Source organism: Sinorhizobium sp. 22678 (genome assembly GCF_052044265.1).
Lineage (GTDB): Bacteria > Pseudomonadota > Alphaproteobacteria > Rhizobiales > Rhizobiaceae > Sinorhizobium > Sinorhizobium meliloti_A.
The window spans coordinates 1-18,114 of record NZ_JBQEMS010000009.1 but is presented as its reverse complement, the minus strand read 5'-3'; the positions used below and the strand labels follow the sequence as shown (position 1 = coordinate 18,114).

The following is an 18,114-nucleotide window of genomic DNA, read 5'->3' as shown; positions in this document are numbered from 1 at the left end:
ACTTCCAGGAAGAATGTCTTCCGTTCGGAAGTGCCTGGTTTCAAAGTCGGAGCATTTCGCGATCAGCCGCCGCGGCGCTTGTTGCGCACCTCGTCATAGGGGATGCGGAAGACCTTGTCGTCGAGCGCGATGCCGGTCCGGACGTTGAAGATCATCACCGAGGTGTCCTTCTTTTGCGCATCGGTGATCGTCCACTGCCGCAGATTGTAGCTCTTCGGATCGAACATCATCGTGATGGTCGAATCTCCGAAGATCGAGCGGTCGCCGAGTACGATGGTGATGAGGTCCGCTTCCACCCTCACGTCGCGTACCATCCTGCTGCTCAAGTCGATCCTTTCGCTGAGCAGCAGATTGAGCGGGGTCTTCGAGAGCGGATAGATATCCCAGGTCTTGAGCTTCATATTGCCGATGACGACGGACTTGCCGTCGGCGATGACCCGCATCGGCGAGGGTGCTTCGTAATTGAAACGGATGCGACCCGGCCGGCGGATATAGAACTTGCCGCCCGTCTGTTCGCCGCGCGGGCCGAACTGGACGAATTCGCCGGCCATGGTCTTCACGGACGAGAAATGATCCGCGATCCTCTGGGCAACGGCGGACGCCTGAGCCGAAGCGTCGCCGGCGCCCAACGTCGTGGCGCCGAAGCCGGCGAGAGCCGCCAGGCCGCCAACGAAGACGCGCCGCGAGATTGCCCCGTTGCGGCCGTCGGTTTTGGTCTCCATCATCGCAGTCTCCTTCATTCGTGACCATTTGAAGGGCAAGTGGGGCGCCTTCAAGGCGTTGGAAAATCCCGAAAACACGACGCCTTCAAATGACCGTTACCGCCCGCCGCGCGCTGATCACGCCGCTGTGGCGCTGTCTTACCGGCCGGTGATCTCCGCTTCGGTCGGCACCAGTATCTCGCGCTTTCCGGCGTGGTTTGCGGGGCTGATGATGCCTTCCTGCTCCATCCGCTCGATCAGCGAGGCGGCCCTATTATAGCCGATACCGAGGCGGCGCTGCACGTAGGAGGTCGAAGCCTTGCCGTCGCGCAGCACGATCGCCACCGCCTGGTCGTAGGGGTCCTCGGAATCGGCGAGGTTGGAGGTGCCGGCCGGCCCGCCGCCGTCACTCTCGTCCTCGTCGTCCTCGGTGATCGCGTCGAGATATTGCGGCACGCCTTGCGTCTTCAGATAGGCAACCACCTCTTCGACCTCGGTGTCCGAGACGAAGGGTCCGTGCACGCGCTGGATACGGCCGCCGCCGGCCATGTAGAGCATGTCGCCCATGCCCAGGAGCTGTTCGGCTCCCTGTTCGCCGAGGATGGTGCGGCTGTCGATCTTGGAGGTCACCTGGAAGGAGATGCGGGTCGGGAAGTTCGCCTTGATCGTGCCGGTGATGACGTCGACCGAGGGGCGCTGTGTCGCCATGATGACGTGGATGCCGGCAGCACGCGCCATCTGCGCAAGCCGCTGAACGGCGCCTTCGATATCCTTGCCGGCGACCATCATCAGGTCGGCCATCTCGTCGATGATGACGACGATGTAGGGCATCGGCGAAAGATCGAATTCCTCCGTCTCGTAGACGGCCTCGCCGGTCTGTCGGTCGAAGCCGGTCTGGACGGTGCGCGTGATCGCCTCGCCCTTGGCCAGTGCCTGCTCGACGCGGCTGTTGAAGCCGTCGATGTTGCGCACGCCGATCTTCGACATCTTCTTGTAGCGCTCTTCCATCTCGCGCACGGTCCATTTCAGCGCCACGACCGCCTTCTTGGGGTCCGTCACGACCGGCGAGAGAAGGTGCGGGATGCCGTCATAGACGGAGAGCTCGAGCATCTTCGGATCGATCATGATGAGGCGGCACTGATCGGGTCTCAGCCGGTAGAGCAGCGACAGGATCATGGTGTTGATCGCCACCGACTTGCCCGAGCCGGTGGTGCCGGCGACGAGCAGATGCGGCATCTTGGCGAGATCGGCAACGACGGATTCGCCGCCGATCGTCTTGCCGAGCGCCATGGCGAGCTTCGTCTTGGTCGTCTCGAAGTCGCGGGAGCCGATCAGTTCGCGCAGATAGACCATCTCGCGCCGCTGGTTCGGCAGCTCGATGCCGATGGCGTTGCGGCCGGGTACGACGGCGACGCGTGCGGCGATCGCGCTCATGGAACGGGCGATGTCGTCGGCGAGACCGATGACCCGCGACGATTTGATCCCGGGCGCGGGTTCCAGCTCATAGAGGGTGACGACGGGGCCGGGGCGGACATGGATGATCTCGCCCTTGACGCCGAAATCCTCGAGGACGCCTTCGAGCATGCGGGCGTTCTGCTCGAGCGCATCGGCCGAAAGCGAGGCGTCGCGCGCGACATTCTTCGGCTCGGCGAGGAAATGGATCGGCGGAAGCGTGAAATCGCTGTCTTCATCGACGAACGAGCGCTGCGCCTCGCGCTCGACGCGCTGCCCGGCTTTCGGCCGCGGCGGCGGCGGGGCGACGCGCGAACCCGCCATTGCCACAGCCGGCTTCGGCGGTGCAGGCCGCGGAGCCCAGTCTGCGGCCACGTCGTCTTCGTCGTCCGGCAGGATGCCGGCGGGCCGTCGCTCGTCGATATCGAAGGGCGGGTCGTCTTCGTCGCCCGTGATCGGCGGCGGAGTGACGATGCGGCGCTCGGTGCGATCGAGCGAGGGCTCTATACGACCGGCCTGCGCCTTCGGCCGGACCGGCTCGTTCAATGTGCCGAATTCGTCGTTGTTGAAGTCGTAGGGCTCGTCATACTGCCGCTTCGCCGGCTTTGCTCCCATGCCGAAGGCACGGCGAAGCCTAGCCTGCGCCGTGTAGCGCATATGGGCGAGCGAGCCCATCAGCACCGTAAGGGGGCCTTCTTCGTCTTCCTCTTCGAGTTCGTCGCGTATGGTGCGCGCCTTGCTGGGTGCAGGCTCCGGTGCCGGTTCTGCTTCTTCATCCTCGCTGACGCCGATGAGGCCGGCGCTGTAAACGAGGCACCAGGCGGCCGGTGCGGTGAAGAGGCAGGCGAGTACGGTCGCGAAGGTGCCCGTCGGGAAGGTTCCGGTGAAGAGCGCGGGAAAACGAAGGATCATGTCGCCGAACACGCCTCCGAGGCCGTTCGGCAGCGGCCAGGTGATCGGCGCCGGAACGCAGCTCAAGGCCGCGCTCGCCAGCACCGAACCGGCGAACCACAGGCCGAGCCGCTTGAGCACCTTGTCGAAATGCGTGCCGCGGATGAGAACGAGAGCCCAGGCGACGGCCGGCAGCAGCGCCACGACGCTCGCAAGGCCGAAGAACTGCATGAAGATGTCGGCGAAGACGGCGCCGCCATAGCCGAGCAGGTTGGTCGGCTCGTTCGAAGTTGCATAGGAAAAGCTCGGATCCGCGACGTTCCATGTCGAAAGGGCAGCAATGGCGAGCGCCAGCGCACCGACGAGAACGAACCCCGCCAGCGAGGCGATCTGCCGCCAGACGAAGTGGGTCAGCACGAACCGGTTGGAACGGCTGTCAAGCGTTGCGGTATTGCTTCTGCTCATGTTGCCTGCTTTGCCCGTTTCGATCCGCCGGAACGAGAGCGCGCGAAAAGGCCGCCCATGAATATTCCAGCCCTTTTGGTGAGGAGCAGCCTTCTCACCCTCAATCAGGGCGAAAAGCGGGATGCTCCGGGCACATTGCGTGCCCATGGAATCAACCTAAGCGAAGTAGGGTTAATGTGACATTAACCATGCGCGTGTGCCGGCAAAATTGCCGTTGGTACGCTTATGCAGCAAAAAAAAGGCCCGGATCGCGAGATCCGGGCCAAGGGCGATCCGCAGACTGCGGACCGCGACGGGACTTTTGGCGGCGTCGTTTGCCGACGCTGCTCAGCTCGCGTGATAGGCGGCTTCGCCATGCGAGGAGAGGTCGAGCCCTTCCCGCTCCGCTTCCATCGATACGCGAAGGCCGACAAGCGCATCGACCACCTTGTAGAGGATGGCGGATACGATACCGCACCAGACGATCGTGATGGCGACGGCCGTGATCTGGGTCATCAACTGGCTTCCCATGGTCACGCCGTCGGCATAGCCGATGCCGCCGAGCGAGGAGGAGGCGAAGACGCCGGTCGCGATCGCGCCGAAGAAGCCGCCGACGCCGTGCACCCCGAAGACGTCTGCCGTGTCGTCATAGTGGAACTTGTTCTTGATCACCGAGACGAAGAAGTAGCAGAGCGGCGAGACGATCAGGCCCATGATGATCGCGCCCATCGGACCGGCGATACCGGCCGCCGGCGTGACGGCGACGAGCCCGGCGATCATGCCCGAAGCGGCACCGAGCATCGAAGCCTTGCCGCGCGTAAGCGTCTCGACGAGTGACCACGAAAGGACTGCGGCAGCCGTTGCGAGGAAGGTGTTGACGGTGGCGAGAACCGCACCGCCGGAGGCTTCGAGATTGGAGCCGGCGTTGAAGCCGAACCATCCGAACCACAGCATGGCAGCGCCGACGAGCGTCAGGGTCATGGAATGCGGGGCCATCATGTCCCGGCCGTAGCCGGTGCGCTTGCCGACCATGAATGCACCGACGAGGCCGGCAACGCCGGCATTGATGTGGACCACGGTGCCGCCGGCGAAATCGAGCGCGCCCATGCCGAAGAGCAGGCCGTTGGCGTCCCAGACCATGTGCGCAATCGGGAAATAGACGAATGTCGCCCAAAGGATGGCGAAGAGGATCGCGGCCGAGAACTTGATGCGCTCGGCAAAGGCGCCGACGATGAGCGCCGGGGTGATCGCGGCGAAGGTCATCTGGAACAGCATGAAAAGATATTCCGGAATGACGACGCCGTCGGAGAAGGTCGCCGCGGTGCTGTCGACGGTCACGCCCGCGAGGAAGAGCTTGGCGAAGCCGCCGAAATAGGCGCTCGTCGAGCCGCCGAAGGCAAAGGAATAACCGTAGACGACCCAGACGATCATCATGACGGCGCCGATGACCGTGCACTGCATCAGCACCGACAGCATGTTCTTGGCGCGCACGAGGCCGCCGTAGAATAGGGCGAGGCCCGGAATCAGCATGAACAGGACGAGAAGCGTCGAAAGGAACATGAAGGTGGTGTCGGCCTTGTCCGGCACCGGCGTTGCGGCCGCGGCGGGCGCCGCTTCCTGGGCAAACGCGACGACCGGCGCGAGCATCGCGGCAGCAGTCGCTCCCACGCGTCGAAGAGAGGTGGAAAGGGTGAATGACGACATCGAAAATAGCTCCCTGAACGGCGTGGTTTACAACGCTTCTGAGTCGGTCTCGCCGGTGCGGATGCGCACGGCATGGTCAATCGAGTAGACGAAGATCTTGCCGTCGCCGATCTGGCCGGTCTTGGCGGCCGAAGCGATGGCTTCGACGGCCTTGTCGACGATCTCCGTCGCGACCGCGATCTCGACCTTCAGCTTAGGCAGAAAGCTCACGGCATATTCGGTGCCGCGGTAAATCTCGGTGTGCCCCTTCTGGCGGCCGTAGCCCTTCACTTCGGTCACGGTCAAACCCTGGATGCCAACGGCAGTGAGGGCTTCGCGAACCTCATCGAGCTTGAACGGCTTGATAATGGCCATCACAATTTTCATCGAGTTCCCATCCTTGTCTGCCTCCAGCGGAGGCCGTCTCTCCTTGCTGCTTGAGCGCCTGACGCGCTGGCAACCGGACAGCTACATTCAAGGGGCGTGCCAGATTCGATGAGGCAGAACAAACCACTGAAATCTAATGGAAAAAACACGTTCGGCGAGGGAGCTGCCGCGGAACGTTGAAAATAGGCCAGTCGGAATGATTAAAATCTGAGCAGAATCCGAAAAATGGCAAAAAATTACGCAATTGCCTTTTTGCGGATCAATCCTTCCTGCGCGACAGAGGCGATCAGAACGCCGGAGCGGTCGAAAAGACTGCCGCGGGTCATTCCGCGGGCACCATGCGCGCTGGGGCTGTCCTGGGTATAGAGCAGCCAATCGTCCATTTTCGAGGGCCGGTGGAACCACATGGCGTGGTCGAGGCTGGCGACCTGGAGGCTGCGGTCGAAGACCGATGTGCCGTGTGCGTAAAGCGACGTGTCGAGGAGCGTCATGTCGGAAAGATAGGCGAGGACCGCGGCCTGGAGATGGCGCTCGTCAGGCACCGTCCCGACCGCTTTCACCCATACGTCCTGCTTCGGTGACGCCTTCGCGCGCGAGAAATAGTGTTCGAGCGAGACGGGCCGGATTTCGATCGGCCGCGGCCGCTCCCAATAGCGGCGGATCGCCTCCGGCGCGTGGACGAGAAACTTCTCCTTGAGTTCCTGCTCGCCCGGCAGCGTCTCCGGCATCGGCACCTCCGGCATGTCGAACTGGTGCTCGAATCCATCCTCGTCGTACTGGAAGGAGGCGGACATGGCGAAGATGGCCTTGCCGTGCTGGATCGCCACCACGCGCCGCGTCGCGAAGCTCGAGCCGTCGCGGATCCGGTCGACCTCGTAGATGATCGGAACGGAAGGGTCGCCCGGACGCATGAAATAGGCGTGCAGCGAGTGAACGTAGCGTCCCCCGTCGACCGTGCGCTGGGCGGCGACCAGCGCCTGGCCGATCACCTGGCCGCCGAAGACCCGCTGCCAGCCGACCTGCGGGCTCAAGCCCCGGAACAGGTTTTCCTCGAGCTTCTCGAGGTCGAGTATTGCAAGGAGCGCATCCATGGGCGTGGCGGTCTCGGTAGGGCGCGACATTTTCGGCGGTCTCCGATGGTAGGAACGGCGTTGGCATTGATCTATATAGGCACGAGATGATGCTTCAAGTGCGACGGGAGACGAGACGGATGATCGACGTTCTGATTGCCGGGGGCGGCTATGTCGGCCTCTCGCTTGCCGTATCGCTGAAAAAGGCGGCCCCCCATCTCGATGTCATGGTCGTCGATGCCGCGCCGGAAGGCGTGTGGAAGAAGGACGAACGGGCATCGGCCGTCGCCGCCGCTGCCGAGCGGATGCTCGACGTCCTGGGCGTCTGGCAGGCGATCGCGCCCGAGGCCGAGCCGATCCGCAGGATGGTGATCACCGATTCGAAGACGGCCGATCCGGTCCGACCGGTATTCCTTACATTCGAGGGCGGAGGCGAGGGCGGGGGCGCGGGCGAGGACAATGGCGGCGACGGCCGCCCCTTCGCCCATATGGTGCCGAATACGGCGCTCGTCGGTGCGCTGCGCCGCGCCTGCGACGAACTTGGCGCCCCGATCCGGCAGTCGACCGTGGTGGAGAGTTTCCGGAGCGGAGATCATTCCGTCGCCGTCACTCTGGCGGGCGGCGAGACGATCGAGGCGCGGCTGCTGGTCGCCTGCGACGGCGTTCGTTCGAGGCTGCGCGAGGCGGCGGGCATCAAGGTCGTGGAGTTCGATTACGGCCAGTCGGGCATCGTCACCACCGTCGAGCACGAGCGCCCGCACGGCGGGACGGCGGAGGAGCATTTCCTGCCTGCCGGTCCCTTCGCGACGCTGCCGCTCAAGAATAACCGCTCCTCGCTCGTCTGGACCGAGAGCACCTATGATGCCGAGCGTCTGGTGAAGGAGGACGATTTCATCTTCGAGGAGGAACTGGAGCGTCGTTTCGGCCATAAGCTCGGCCGTCTCAAGGTGGTCGGCGGCCGGCGTGCCTTCCCGCTCGGCCTCACGCTTGCCCGCGACTTCGTCGCGCCGCGTTTCGCGCTCGCCGGGGATGCCGCGCACGGCATCCACCCGATTTCCGGCCAGGGGCTCAATCTCGGCTTCAAGGATGTCGCGGCCCTCGCCGAAACGATCGTAGAGGCGGACCGCCTGGGCCTCGATATCGGTTCGCTCGCGGTTCTGGAGCGCTACCAGACGTGGCGGCGCTTCGATACCTTCCGGATGGGCGTTACGACGGATGTCCTCAACCGGCTCTTCTCCAACGACATCATGCCCGTGCGGGTCGTGCGCGATCTCGGCCTCGGCCTCGTCGATCGCCTGCCGTCGCTCAAGAAGTTCTTCATCCGCCAGGCGGCGGGCACTCCCGGCAGAGCCGATCCGCGGCTGCTCGCCGGCGAGCCGATTTGAACGCAACCGTTTGCGCCTGTGTCGGCCCGGGGAAAGGCCAGTTCGGGTCAAACCCGAGGAGAGAGGCAGACCACACGGCAGATCAGGCAGGCTGACCGCCGAACATCGGTCTTCAATCCTCGATCTTGCGCGCCTCGGAAACCAGCATGATCGGCACGCCGTCGCGGATCGGATAGGCGAGGCGGGCCTTTTCGGACACCAGTTCGTTGGCTTCCGGATCGTAGCTGAGGCGGCCCTTGGTCAGAGGGCAGACGAGCAGTTCCAGGAGTTTCGGATCGACCTTGCTGGCGTTGATGTCCATCGCTCGTTTCATTGCAGAATATTGTCGAGGTCGCCGAAGTTGCGGGCGAGCACGATCTCGGTGATGGCGATCAGCGTTTCGGCCCGCGTCTTCAGGTCGGGGGCCTCCAGCAACGCCTGTTTTTCCGCCGGTCCATAGGGCGACATCATTGCCATGGAGTTGACGAGGGTTCGGTTGCTTGCGCGTTCCACGCTTTCCCAGTCGGCTTCGAGCTTGTTGGCGTCGAGATAGGCCCGAAAGGCTGCGAGAAGCGCCTCCCGGTCGACGAGGCTCTCGTCGTCCGGATTTTCGAGATCGCTCCCGAAGGGGCCGATGCGGAACCGGCGGTAGCCGCGACAGCCGGCCACCTCTGCGAAAAGCCGGAAGCGGCACACACCGGTGAGAGAGGTGATGTAGCGGCCGTCGCCGGTCTCGGCGAAAGAGGTGATCCGGCCGATGCAGCCCACCTGGCAAAGCGCCGGCACCGACGAGGCGTCGATCTCGTTGCGGCCTTCCGCGAAGGAGGGCTGAACGATGCCGATCAGCCGGTTGCCGGCGAGCGCATCGTCGAACATGGCGAGATAGCGCGGCTCGAAGATGTTGAGCGGAAGCTGTGCGCCGGGAAGCAGCAGCGCGCCCGTCAAGGGAAACACCGGAAGAATCTCCGGTAAGTCCTTCGGACCGAGATAGCGCGCATTTCCGACATGCATTCCGACAGACCCTGCAGATAGCGGCCGCGCCTCATCGAGGCGCGGTGCCGTAGGACCAAAAAATGGTGCGGCCCTTCGAAATCTCAAGGGAGAAATAGACCGGAATCGATCGGGTGGAGCTGAAAATTTCGACGCGGAGGCCGCTTACGAAAAGAGAATCGACGACAGCTTGCGCCGCGCGGCGATCGTTGCCGGATCCTTCGGTCCCCATACCTCGAAGAACGACAGCAGTTCGCGCCGGGCGCCGTCGTCCTCGAAGCTGCGGTCGCGCTTCATGATCGTGAGGAGATGTTCGGCGGCGGCGGTGCGGTCGCCCTCGACATTGCGGAGCTTGGCGAGCTTGAGCCGTGCCGCGTGGTCGTCCGGATCGAGCGCGAGCTGGCGCTCCAGCGCGGCCGGGTCGCCGAGCTTGCGGGCCTCCTCGATCTGGTCGAGCTTTTTCGAGACCGCGGCGACGGCCGCTTCCGCGGCGAGTGCTTCCGGCAGGCCCGAAAGCGCCTGGCGCGCCTCGGCGACCTGCCCGAGCGCAATCATGCATTCGATCATGCCCGCGACAGCCGCGGCGTTTTCCGGGTCGGCCTGGAGAACGGCACCATAGAGTCCGGCGGCGTTCTGCGCGTCGCCTGCATCGATCAGCGCCTTGGCATCGGCAAGCACGCTCTCGATCTCTGCCTTGCCGTCGTCTGCGGCCGGACCGGCAATCCGATCGATGAACTCTTTGATCTGGCTTTCGGGCACGGCGCCCATGAAACCATCGACCGGGCGCCCGTCGATGAAGGCGATCACCGCGGGAATGGACTGAATGCCGAGCTGGCCGGCGATCGATGGATGGTCGTCGATGTTCATCTTGACGAGCTTCACCCGGCCGGCGGCTTCCCTCACCACCTTCTCGATGATGGGGGTCAGTTGTTTGCAGGGCCCGCACCAGGGCGCCCAGAAATCGACGAGCACCGGCTGCTGGCGCGATGCCTCGAGCACATCCCGGGTAAAGGCGGCGGTTGTCGTCTCCCTGATCAGGTCGTCCGGGATCGGGCCGTTCGGGGCGCTCGAAGTGCTTGCCGGCTGTCCGCCGAAAGACGCCGAGCCCGTCATCTGGGTGCCGAAGGAACCTTGATAGGGATTGTCGCTACCGCTCATTCTTCTCTCCTCGCGGACTTGGGCGTCCGGCTTCATGCATTCGCGCCAAAGATCGTATGTCAGGCCGTCACTTTCAAGACAAGCGGCTCGTGCCCGGTTGCCTCCATGAAGCGCAGCATGTCCTTCGACGCGATCGAGGTCGTCTGGTCGTTGGAGAGCGGATGGCAGTTGACCGTCTCGAACGCCATCAGAGTCTCGTCGAGAATGATCTTCACCTTGCCCTCGGTGTCGTTGATCGCGCCGAAGGCGGTGACGGCGCCCGGTATCACGCCCAGATATTCCATCAGCTTCTCCGGCTTGCCGAAGGAGACCTTGCTTGCAGCGCCGATGATCTGATGAACGGTCTTCAGGTCCACCGTCGCGTGTTCCTCGACGGTCAGAAGGAAATAATTGTCCTTTTTGTCCTTCAGGAACAGGTTTTTTGTATGTCCGCCGGGGATTTCATCGCGCAGCGCCACCGATTCGGCGACCGTGAAGACCGGCGCGTGCCGCTTCGTCCTGTGTTCGATCCCGAGTTCGTCGAGAAAGCGGAAGAGGTCTTCCGCAGTCTTCGGCTCAGCCTTGCTCATGCTCCATCCTTCCTGCCGTCGCGATTTTCTCTCGGCCTGCTTTAAAGAGGAGCGAGAGGTTCCGCAATCTCATGCGCGGCGCAGCGCGGCCGGAAACGCGGCGTTCCCGGTCTTCGAACGCGCTCGCGAAAAAATTCTTGGCATTCGCGTCATTTCCCTGTTGCATTTGAAAAGGGCTTGGGCCATATAGCGCCCGTCGCCGCAAGACGGGCGACACCCCTGGTCCATCGACTACCCCCGGGCCCGGGTCTTATGAGCGGGTGTAGCTCAGGGGTAGAGCACAACCTTGCCAAGGTTGGGGTCGGGCGTTCGAATCGCCTCACCCGCTCCAAATTCCTCGGACAATTCAGCAGATTGATGAGCCCTTCGGGCATTTTCGTTGGCACCGCCGTGCTACAGCGGGAGCGAAGCGGCGTTTTTCCGTGACGCGTGTGCTGGCACAGGAAGTGGGTGCCGACGGGATCACCGCCAACTGCGTGTGCCCCGGGATCATCCTCACCGATATGGGGCGGGTCAATCTCGACGATCCCGCGGTCAGGAGGACGTGGCAGGACAAAACCGCCATGCGTCGCATCGGCGATCCCGAGGATGTTGTCGGTGCGGTGGCCTTCTTTGCTTCGGACGATGCGGCTTTCGTGACCGGCCAGACGCTGAATGTCGACGGCGGCATCGTGCTGAGCTGACGCCTATCCGACGTCGGCCGAGCTCGCGCAGCATGCCATGAAGCCGTCGGCGATGATGTCCTTCGGAAGGTTGCGGCCGATGAAGACCAGGCGCGAGACGCGCTCTTCGCCCTCCTTCCAGGGGCGCTGGTGGTCGCCTTCCACCAGCATGTGGACGCCTTGGACGACATAGCGGTCGGTGTCGCCGGCAAAGGCGATGATGCCCTTCATCCGCAGCATGTCCGTGCCGAAGGCCCGGGCGGTCGTCTGGAGCCAGCGGAAGAATTTTTCCGGGTCGACGGGTCGGCGTTCGACCAGAGAGAAACTCGTGACATGGTCGTCATGCTCATGACCGTGGTCCGCTTCGAGAAAGTCGGGCTCGACCTCGAGAATGCGGTCGAGATCGAAGGCATTGCGATCGAGCAGGCTGGCGATCTCGAGATTGCAGCGCTGCGTCCTCAGGATGCCGGCCGTCGGGTTGATGCGGCGGATGCGATCCTCCACGGCCTGCAGCCCTTGGGGCGATACGAGATCGGTCTTGTTGAGGATGATCGTGTCGGCGAAGGCCAATTGCTCCTGCGCTTCATGTGCGCGGTCGATCTCGCCGAGAAGGTGCCTGGCATCGACAACGGTGATGATGGAGTCGAGCCGTGTCTTGGAGCGGACATCCTCGTCGACGAAGAAAGTCTGGGCGACCGGCGCGGGGTCGGCGAGGCCCGTCGTCTCTATCAGAATGCCGTCGAACCGCTCGCGCCTGCGCATCAGCGCCTCGATGATGCGGATCAGGTCCCCACGCACCGTGCAGCAGATGCAGCCATTGTTCATTTCGAACACCTCCTCGTCGGCATCGACGATGAGATCGTTATCGATGCCGACCTCGCCGAACTCGTTGACGATGACCGCGAACTTCTTGCCATGCGGCTCGGAGAGGATGCGGTTGAGAAGCGTGGTCTTTCCTGCTCCGAGATAGCCGGTGAGGACGGTGACGGGGGTGGGGACAAGCTGATCGGGCATTGACGAGAACCTCACTGTCGCATGGACGGCCGGAGGCAATGCTCCGGCTTCGTGGATACGTTATTACGTTTCGTTTTCTTGAATGTAATAACGTAACGTCGCCGGGAGTTGTCAAGTCCGATTCTACGCTGAAACGCTGGGGCTCTCTTCTTTTCTCGCCGCAGCCGAATTCGTCACCGGTCTCACGCTGCCGGTGGATGGCGGTTATCGCGTCGAATGGGAGCGACAGGAAGCGTTTCACTGTTCGATGAAACGGTGAAACTGAAAGTGCTCTAACGGCCTGCCCTGCTTCAGCTTTTCGTAAAAACGTAATCCGTTTCCTGCCGGAGCGTTTCGCCGGGTCTCAGCACCGCCTTCGGGAAACCTTCGTGGTTCACCGCATCGGGCCAGATCTGCGTTTCCAGGCAGAGGCCGGCGAAGGGGCCGTAACGGCGGCCGTCGAGGCCGGGAACCGGTACGTCGAGCTTTTCTCCGGTATAGAGCTGCACGCCGGGCTCCGTCGTCAGCACTTCCAGCGACACACCGGAATTGATGCTGCGTACCAGCGCCACGGAGCGTTTCTGCATCCGTTCCGGCGAGAGGCAGAAGTTGTGGTCGTAAGCGATTCCGTCGCCGTCCAGCTGCCTTCTCAGCGAGGTCATTTCGCGAAGATCGAAGGCGGTGCCGGCGACGGGGCGGATCTCGCCCGTCGGAATCTGCCGCTCACCGGTGGGCAGGTAGTGGTCTGCCGCAATCATGATGTCGTGGTCGAATGCGTCCGAGCCGCCGTCGAGGTTGAAATAGCTGTGCTGACAGACATTGGCGAGGGTCGGTGCGTCGGTCTCAGTTTCGTAGACGACGTTGAGCGTGCCGCCCGGTTTCAGCGTGTAGGTGCAGGTGATCGTACAATTGCCCGGGTAGCCGGCGCGGCCGTCCGGATCGGTGATCTCGAGCGTTACGCTGTCTTCGGCCCGCCTGAGGATCGACCAGTTGCGCTTGGCGATATTGTCGCTGCCGCCGTGGAGATGCGTGGCGCCCTTCTCATTGAGCTCGAGTTGATAGGCCTTGCCTTCGAGCACGAAGCGGCCACCGCCGATGCGGTTGGCGTTGCGCCCGGGCGTCGCGCCGAAATAGGAGGAATGGGCCGGATAGCTTTCGAAATCCTCGAAGCCGAGCACGAGCGGGGCTGCATGGCCTTCGAGCCGAAGATCCTGGATGACCGAGCCCCATGTGATCACCGACGCCGTCAGCCCGCCGCCCTGAAGCGTCACGCGCTGTACGGGCTCGCCGGAGGGCAGGTGCCCGAAGATTTCCGTGTCTGTTCCCATGCATCTCCCCATTTCCGCGAGTCGGAGTCAACCTGCTGCATTTCCGCCGAGGCGGCAACCGGAAAGTCATACTTTTTACGTCAACGCGCTTCGGTTCCGATCTTCGCCAGCTCGTAGGGCGTCGTCTGGTAAATCTCGTTGATCCAGTTGCCGAAGAAGAGATGTGCATGGCTTCGCCAGCGGTTCTGCGGCGGAAGTGCGGAGTCATTGTGCGGGAAATAGTCGTGCGGCAGCTTGATCGGCACGCCGGCATCGACGTCGCGGAAATATTCCTCCGACAGGGACGTCGAATCATATTCGACGTGATTGAACATGTAGAGCCGGTTGCCTTTCTTCTCGTGCACGAGGCAGACGCCCACTTCCTTTGATTCCATCAGGATTTCGAGATCCGGCACCCGGTCGATATCGGCGCGGCGCACCTCGGTCCAGCGCGAAACGGGCACGGCGAAATCGTCGGAAAAGCCGTTCAGATAGACCGAAGAGGGCTGCAGGTTCTGGTGGCGGTAGACGCCGAAGGCTTTTTCCTTCAGCGGATATTTCGGAACACCGTGGAAATGGTAGATCGCAGCCATCCCGCCCCAGCAGACGTTCAGCGTCGAATGGACGTTGGTCGTCGTCCAATCGAAGATGCGCTGCAGCTCCTTCCAGTAGGTGACCTCTTCGTATTCGAGCGTCTCGATCGGCGCGCCGGTGATGATGAAGCCGTCGAACTTACGGGCCTCCACTTCCTCGAAGGTCTCGTAAAAGGCGAGCAGATGTTCTTCGGGCGTGTTCTTCGGCCGGTGGCCGTTGACGCGGACCAGCGTCAATTCGACCTGAAGCGGCGTGGCGCCGATCAGCCGCGCCATCTGGATCTCGGTCTTGATCTTGTTGGGCATCAGGTTCAAGAGCCCGATCTGCAGCGGCCGGATGTCCTGGCGGACCGCCTCGGTCTCGGTCATCAGCCGCACACCCTCGTGGACGAGAGTTTCGAAGGCGGGCAGCGTATCGGGTATCTTGATGGGCATGGGCGTCCACTCGATCAATACAAAAAAACCGGCGGCGAAACGATCGCGACCGGTCCTCGGAAATCCATTGTTCCCTCGGCCCTTTAGCGACTTCTTTAACGTGGCTGCAAGCCGGCCGGCCAAATCACCACGGATCGTAGATAGCGCGAGGAGGGCCGCGCGGTCAATGAAAAAGGATTCGCCGGCGTCGGGGCGGCCTTATCCCCGAAATGCCGTAACCTCGATCTCGATCAGCATTTCCGGGCGGATGAGGTCGCAGACGATCATCGTCGCGGCCGGGCGGATCTCGCCGAAGGTCTCGCCGAAGATCGGGAATACGCGGTCGGCAAAGCTGGCATCGGTGACGTAGTAGTGGTTGCGAACGACGTCCGACAGCGAGAAGCCGGCTTCTTTCAGGGCGCCTTCGATCGTCTTCAGGCAGTTGCGGGCCTGTTCCTCCACCGTTTCCGGCATGGTCATGGTGGCGTAGTCGTAGCCGGTCGTGCCGGAGACGAAGCACCAGTCGCCCTTTGCGACGGCACGCGAATAGCCTGCCGTCTTTTCGAAGGGCGAACCGGACGAGATGAGCTTGCGCGTCATCCGACAGCTCATGCCCAGGGGCGGGAAGCGGCGGTCGCCTTCTCGTAATTGTCGATGGAGCGGCCTTTTTCGAGCGTGAGGCCGATATCGTCGAGGCCGTTCAGCAGGCAGTGGCGCTTGAAGGCATCGACCTCGAACTTGATCGAGCCGCCGTCCGGACCGGTGATCTCCTGCGCTTCGAGATCGACCGTGAGAATGGCATTGGAGCCGCGGCTGGCGTCATCCATCAGCTTGTCGAGGTCTTCCTGGCTGACGACGATGGGCAGGATGCCGTTCTTGAAACAGTTGTTGTAGAAGATGTCGGCGAAGGAGGTCGAGATGACGCAGCGGATGCCGAAATCGAGGAGCGCCCAAGGTGCATGCTCGCGCGAGGAGCCGCAGCCGAAATTGTCGCCGGCGACGAGAATCTTGGCATTCTGATAGGCAGGCTTGTTGAGAACGAAGTCCGGGTTGGGGGTGCCGTCCTCGTTGTAGCGCGCCTCGGCGAAAAGCCCGGTGCCGAGACCGGTGCGCTTGATCGTCTTCAGGTAATCCTTCGGAATGATCATGTCCGTGTCGATGTTGACGACGGGCAGAGGAGCGGCAACGCCGGTGAGCTTGACGAACTTGTCCATGACTTGGCCTTCGATTTCAGCGGAAATGTTCGAGAAGCGTTTAGATCAGTTTTGCGCCGAAATGAAGGAGAATCTGCTTTCATGGAGCGGGATGCGGGCGGAAACCGCTTCTCCCGCTTCCGGCAATCCGATTCTAAAGATCGATGATCGTCCCGCGCCCGTCGTTCCACACCCGCATCTCGCGCTGAGTGCTTCCCGGATTGGCGCGTGCGCCCGCTCGAGCATGCACGGGCCGCCCGTTGAGCTTGGCGGCGATCGCGCTGCCGACGGCAATAATGGCAGCGATCCCAGCGGGCGCCAGGGCGAGCGAGGCGGTGAACACGAAGGCCACCAGCGTGATGGTGATGGCGGCGGCCGTGAAGAGAACAGAGCGGATGCTTTGCATGATTGTCACCTTTCTGCTCGGCATGTGGGTGCTGGCCACGCCGCTTGCAAGAGGGTCCGCCCGTCTCGTCTTGCGCAAAGGTTGAAAGGCAGGCACAACGAACGGCATGACAGGGAACGGCATGAGAGCGATCGACCACCATCCCGTGCGGCTGCGCCGCTCGGTGCTTTCGGTTCCGGCCGACAATCAGCGCGCGCTCGCCAAGGCTCGTGAATTGGCTGCGGACGCCGTGATCTTCGACCTCGAGGATTCCGTCTTGCCGGACCGCAAGGCTGCGGCGCGCGATGCGCTCGTCCGGCATCTTGCCGGCAACCGGCCGCAGGGCGAAACGGTCATCCGCGTCAATGCGGCGGGCTCCGGCTTCGGCGAGGCCGATCTCGCAGCGGCTCTTGCCGCGCGGCCCGATGCTATCCTCCTGCCCAAGGTCGAAAGCCCCGCCGATATTCAGGGCGCGCTCGATTGGCTTGCGGAAAGGGACGCGCCGGATGAGCTGAGGCTCTGGGCGATGATCGAGACGCCGCGCGGGGTCGTGAACGGGCCGGCGATCGCCGAGACCGGCCGCACCTCCGGCGGCCGGCTGGACTGCTTCGTCGTCGGGCTGAACGATCTTCGCAAGGAGACGGGCGTGCCCGCCTTTCCGGGCCGGACCTATCTCGTTCCGTGGCTGATGCAGATCCTTCTTGCCGCGCGCGGCAGCGGGCTCGACGTCATCGACGCGGTCTTCAACGATTTCCGCGATCCGGAAGGCTTCGAGGCGGAGTGCCGGCAAGGGCGCGACATGGGTTATGACGGCAAGATGCTGATCCATCCGGCGCAGATCGATGCGGCCAATCGGCATTTCGGCCTGGACGAGGCTGCGGTCGAGGAGGCGCGCGCGATCATCGAGGCCTTTGCCTTGCCGGACAATGCCGGAAAGGGCGTCATCAACCTTCATGGGCGGATGGTCGAGCGCCTCCATCTTGAACAGGCGATGAGGATCGCCGCCAAGGCGGACATCATCGAAAAACGAAAGGCAAACTCTTGAAACTTTATCGCTTTCTCACCGGCCCCGACGATGCCTCCTTCTGCCACAAGGTGACGGCGGCATTGAACCAGGGATGGACGCTGCACGGTCCGCCGACCTACGCCTTCAATGCCGACACCCAGCATATGCAATGCGGACAGGCGGTGGTGAAGGAAGTGGAGGGGAAGGATTATCATCCCGACATGAAGCTGTCGGAACAGTAGGGACTGCAATCTCTCCTCGCCTCATCCCTTATGTGGACGGCTCCCCCTTGCAAGTGTTTTTTGCAGATTTTTTGATCGGATCGCTTGCTTCCATATGTTCGGCCTTTCGGTGTGGCCGCACAGGGCCACTGGCCAAGATGGTTTCCGCAACGCCTGTGCCAAACAGTGCAACGGCCTTGGAAGGCCATTGGGATGAGCGGCGTGTCAAGCGTCTTGGGAATCGATTGATCGCACCATCTGCTTGTTCTCTTGCAAGTTCACAGCATCAGCCGGACACGGGCGGCTTTGTGTTGCGCGCCCATGGCGGCCAATCTCTATGCGGCCTGCGGCTGCTCTTCCATCCTCCGATAGGTTTGGCCGCTTACCATCAGCTTCCAGGCGATCCGGGCGATCTTGTTGGCGAGCGCCACGGCAACAAGCTTAGGCTTTTTGCGTTGCAGCAGTCCGGTGAGCCATTGCGAGGCATGCCGGCTTCGGCCGGCTCTGACCTGTTGAAGAAGAGAGGTCGCCCCAACCACCAGAACGCTTCGCAGCATCTCGTCGCCGGCACGGGTGATCACCCCAAGCCTCGTCTTGCCAGCGGTCGAATGATCCTTGGGCGTCAGTCCCA

Annotated in this window: 19 protein-coding genes, 1 tRNA gene, 1 pseudogene and 1 riboswitch; of the genes and pseudogenes, 5 read left to right on the top strand and 16 right to left on the bottom strand. The window is 62.8% G+C overall.

Features of this window, described 5'->3' with window-relative positions; translation table 11 throughout:
• Window positions 1–62 precede the first annotated feature (62 nt).
• From ACTJKL_RS15070 to tesB, 5 genes are all read right to left on the bottom strand, one after another.
• Window positions 63–725: an outer membrane lipoprotein carrier protein LolA gene (locus ACTJKL_RS15070; RefSeq protein ID WP_026168843.1), complete on the bottom strand. Its 663-nt coding sequence runs from the start codon at window positions 723–725 to the stop codon at window positions 63–65.
• Window positions 726–860: 135 nt separating this feature from the next.
• On the bottom strand, window positions 861–3,509 hold the full coding sequence (locus ACTJKL_RS15065; protein ID WP_440853204.1) for an FtsK/SpoIIIE family DNA translocase: 2,649 nt from the start codon (window positions 3,507–3,509) through the stop codon (window positions 861–863).
• A 327-nt stretch (window positions 3,510–3,836) separates the two neighbouring features.
• Complete coding sequence (locus ACTJKL_RS15060) at window positions 3,837–5,192, bottom strand: ammonium transporter (RefSeq protein WP_018097363.1); 1,356 nt, start codon at window positions 5,190–5,192, stop codon at window positions 3,837–3,839.
• 27 nt (window positions 5,193–5,219) lie between these two features.
• On the bottom strand, window positions 5,220–5,558 hold the full coding sequence (locus ACTJKL_RS15055; RefSeq protein ID WP_018097362.1) for a P-II family nitrogen regulator: 339 nt from the start codon (window positions 5,556–5,558) through the stop codon (window positions 5,220–5,222).
• A 236-nt stretch (window positions 5,559–5,794) separates the two neighbouring features.
• On the bottom strand, window positions 5,795–6,679 hold the full coding sequence (gene tesB, locus ACTJKL_RS15050) for an acyl-CoA thioesterase II (RefSeq protein WP_018097361.1): 885 nt from the start codon (window positions 6,677–6,679) through the stop codon (window positions 5,795–5,797).
• A gap of 89 nt (window positions 6,680–6,768) precedes the next feature.
• Between tesB and ACTJKL_RS15045 the strand changes: the two genes are divergently transcribed.
• Window positions 6,769–8,013 carry a ubiquinone biosynthesis hydroxylase gene (locus ACTJKL_RS15045; protein WP_018097360.1) on the top strand — a complete coding sequence of 415 codons (1,245 nt, stop codon included), beginning with the start codon at window positions 6,769–6,771 and terminating at the stop codon, window positions 8,011–8,013.
• A 112-nt stretch (window positions 8,014–8,125) separates the two neighbouring features.
• Here ACTJKL_RS15045 and ACTJKL_RS15040 read toward each other — a convergent pair whose 3' ends face one another.
• From ACTJKL_RS15040 to ACTJKL_RS15025, 4 genes are all read right to left on the bottom strand, one after another.
• Window positions 8,126–8,314 carry a Trm112 family protein gene (locus ACTJKL_RS15040; protein WP_003537577.1) on the bottom strand — a complete coding sequence of 63 codons (189 nt, stop codon included), beginning with the start codon at window positions 8,312–8,314 and terminating at the stop codon, window positions 8,126–8,128.
• 8 nt (window positions 8,315–8,322) lie between these two features.
• Window positions 8,323–9,003, bottom strand: coding sequence for an LON peptidase substrate-binding domain-containing protein (locus tag ACTJKL_RS15035; protein ID WP_018097359.1), 681 nt, complete (start codon window positions 9,001–9,003; stop codon window positions 8,323–8,325).
• A 144-nt stretch (window positions 9,004–9,147) separates the two neighbouring features.
• Window positions 9,148–10,140, bottom strand: a complete 993-nt coding sequence (gene trxA / locus ACTJKL_RS15030; RefSeq protein WP_018097358.1) for a thioredoxin — start codon at window positions 10,138–10,140, stop codon at window positions 9,148–9,150.
• Window positions 10,141–10,199: 59 nt separating this feature from the next.
• Window positions 10,200–10,709: a prolyl-tRNA synthetase associated domain-containing protein gene (locus ACTJKL_RS15025; protein WP_100672738.1), complete on the bottom strand. Its 510-nt coding sequence runs from the start codon at window positions 10,707–10,709 to the stop codon at window positions 10,200–10,202.
• A gap of 256 nt (window positions 10,710–10,965) precedes the next feature.
• On the opposite strand from ACTJKL_RS15025, the gene ACTJKL_RS15020 reads away from it, so the two are divergent.
• Together ACTJKL_RS15020 and ACTJKL_RS15015 are read left to right on the top strand one after the other, a co-directional pair.
• Window positions 10,966–11,040 (top strand) — tRNA-Gly (locus ACTJKL_RS15020).
• A 94-nt stretch (window positions 11,041–11,134) separates the two neighbouring features.
• Window positions 11,135–11,392 (top strand): annotated as a pseudogene (locus ACTJKL_RS15015) (SDR family NAD(P)-dependent oxidoreductase); the annotation flags it as partial.
• 3 nt (window positions 11,393–11,395) lie between these two features.
• On the opposite strand, the gene ACTJKL_RS15010 reads toward ACTJKL_RS15015, so the two are convergent.
• From ACTJKL_RS15010 to ACTJKL_RS14985, 6 genes are all read right to left on the bottom strand, one after another.
• Window positions 11,396–12,385 (bottom strand): CobW family GTP-binding protein, encoded by a 990-nt coding sequence (locus ACTJKL_RS15010; RefSeq protein WP_100672740.1) that lies wholly within the window; start codon window positions 12,383–12,385, stop codon window positions 11,396–11,398.
• A 290-nt stretch (window positions 12,386–12,675) separates the two neighbouring features.
• Window positions 12,676–13,692, bottom strand: coding sequence for an aldose epimerase family protein (locus tag ACTJKL_RS15005; RefSeq protein WP_440853203.1), 1,017 nt, complete (start codon window positions 13,690–13,692; stop codon window positions 12,676–12,678).
• 80 nt (window positions 13,693–13,772) lie between these two features.
• On the bottom strand, window positions 13,773–14,699 hold the full coding sequence (metA, locus tag ACTJKL_RS15000; RefSeq protein ID WP_026168842.1) for a homoserine O-acetyltransferase MetA: 927 nt from the start codon (window positions 14,697–14,699) through the stop codon (window positions 13,773–13,775).
• Window positions 14,700–14,762: 63 nt separating this feature from the next.
• A riboswitch (SAM riboswitch) is annotated at window positions 14,763–14,840 on the bottom strand.
• Between the two features lie 57 nt (window positions 14,841–14,897).
• Window positions 14,898–15,278 carry a RidA family protein gene (locus ACTJKL_RS14995; protein WP_003531294.1) on the bottom strand — a complete coding sequence of 127 codons (381 nt, stop codon included), beginning with the start codon at window positions 15,276–15,278 and terminating at the stop codon, window positions 14,898–14,900.
• An 8-nt stretch (window positions 15,279–15,286) separates the two neighbouring features.
• Entirely contained in the window at window positions 15,287–15,892 is a 606-nt protein-coding gene (gene leuD, locus ACTJKL_RS14990; RefSeq protein WP_018097351.1) for a 3-isopropylmalate dehydratase small subunit, read from the bottom strand.
• A 133-nt stretch (window positions 15,893–16,025) separates the two neighbouring features.
• A complete protein-coding gene (locus tag ACTJKL_RS14985) occupies window positions 16,026–16,277 on the bottom strand; it encodes a hypothetical protein (RefSeq protein WP_440853202.1) in 252 nt (83 codons plus the stop codon).
• Between the two features lie 121 nt (window positions 16,278–16,398).
• On the opposite strand from ACTJKL_RS14985, the gene ACTJKL_RS14980 reads away from it, so the two are divergent.
• The gene (locus ACTJKL_RS14980; protein ID WP_100672750.1) at window positions 16,399–17,301 is read left to right on the top strand and encodes an HpcH/HpaI aldolase/citrate lyase family protein; all 903 of its coding nucleotides are present in this window, start codon (window positions 16,399–16,401) and stop codon (window positions 17,299–17,301) included.
• Window positions 17,298–17,504 (top strand): DUF1737 domain-containing protein, encoded by a 207-nt coding sequence (locus ACTJKL_RS14975; RefSeq protein WP_003531285.1) that lies wholly within the window; start codon window positions 17,298–17,300, stop codon window positions 17,502–17,504. Before ACTJKL_RS14980 ends, ACTJKL_RS14975 begins: the two co-directional genes overlap by 4 nt.
• Window positions 17,505–17,818: 314 nt before the next feature.
• Here the strand turns inward: ACTJKL_RS14975 and ACTJKL_RS14970 are convergent.
• Window positions 17,819–18,114 (bottom strand): transposase (locus tag ACTJKL_RS14970; RefSeq protein ID WP_440853088.1); only part of this gene is annotated, 296 nt, incomplete at its 5' end.

What these genes read in the sequence shown, in the direction of transcription:
- ACTJKL_RS14980 (WP_100672750.1), top strand. Translation starts at nt 16,399, where the DNA reads ATGAGAGCGATCGACCACCATCCCGTGCGGCTGCGCCGCTCGGTGCTT.
- ACTJKL_RS15010 (WP_100672740.1), bottom strand. Translation starts at nt 12,385, where the DNA reads ATGCCCGATCAGCTTGTCCCCACCCCCGTCACCGTCCTCACCGGCTAT.
- ACTJKL_RS15035 (WP_018097359.1), bottom strand. Translation starts at nt 9,003, where the DNA reads ATGCATGTCGGAAATGCGCGCTATCTCGGTCCGAAGGACTTACCGGAG.
- ACTJKL_RS14985 (WP_440853202.1), bottom strand. Translation starts at nt 16,277, where the DNA reads ATGCAAAGCATCCGCTCTGTTCTCTTCACGGCCGCCGCCATCACCATC.
- ACTJKL_RS15045 (WP_018097360.1), top strand. Translation starts at nt 6,769, where the DNA reads ATGATCGACGTTCTGATTGCCGGGGGCGGCTATGTCGGCCTCTCGCTT.
- ACTJKL_RS15070 (WP_026168843.1), bottom strand. Translation starts at nt 725, where the DNA reads ATGATGGAGACCAAAACCGACGGCCGCAACGGGGCAATCTCGCGGCGC.
- ACTJKL_RS15060 (WP_018097363.1), bottom strand. Translation starts at nt 5,192, where the DNA reads ATGTCGTCATTCACCCTTTCCACCTCTCTTCGACGCGTGGGAGCGACT.
- tesB (WP_018097361.1), bottom strand. Translation starts at nt 6,679, where the DNA reads ATGTCGCGCCCTACCGAGACCGCCACGCCCATGGATGCGCTCCTTGCA.
- metA (WP_026168842.1), bottom strand. Translation starts at nt 14,699, where the DNA reads ATGCCCATCAAGATACCCGATACGCTGCCCGCCTTCGAAACTCTCGTC.
- ACTJKL_RS15040 (WP_003537577.1), bottom strand. Translation starts at nt 8,314, where the DNA reads ATGGACATCAACGCCAGCAAGGTCGATCCGAAACTCCTGGAACTGCTC.
- ACTJKL_RS15005 (WP_440853203.1), bottom strand. Translation starts at nt 13,692, where the DNA reads ATGGGAACAGACACGGAAATCTTCGGGCACCTGCCCTCCGGCGAGCCC.
- ACTJKL_RS15065 (WP_440853204.1), bottom strand. Translation starts at nt 3,509, where the DNA reads ATGAGCAGAAGCAATACCGCAACGCTTGACAGCCGTTCCAACCGGTTC.
- ACTJKL_RS15025 (WP_100672738.1), bottom strand. Translation starts at nt 10,709, where the DNA reads ATGAGCAAGGCTGAGCCGAAGACTGCGGAAGACCTCTTCCGCTTTCTC.
- trxA (WP_018097358.1), bottom strand. Translation starts at nt 10,140, where the DNA reads ATGAGCGGTAGCGACAATCCCTATCAAGGTTCCTTCGGCACCCAGATG.
- leuD (WP_018097351.1), bottom strand. Translation starts at nt 15,892, where the DNA reads ATGGACAAGTTCGTCAAGCTCACCGGCGTTGCCGCTCCTCTGCCCGTC.
- ACTJKL_RS14995 (WP_003531294.1), bottom strand. Translation starts at nt 15,278, where the DNA reads ATGACGCGCAAGCTCATCTCGTCCGGTTCGCCCTTCGAAAAGACGGCA.
- ACTJKL_RS15055 (WP_018097362.1), bottom strand. Translation starts at nt 5,558, where the DNA reads ATGAAAATTGTGATGGCCATTATCAAGCCGTTCAAGCTCGATGAGGTT.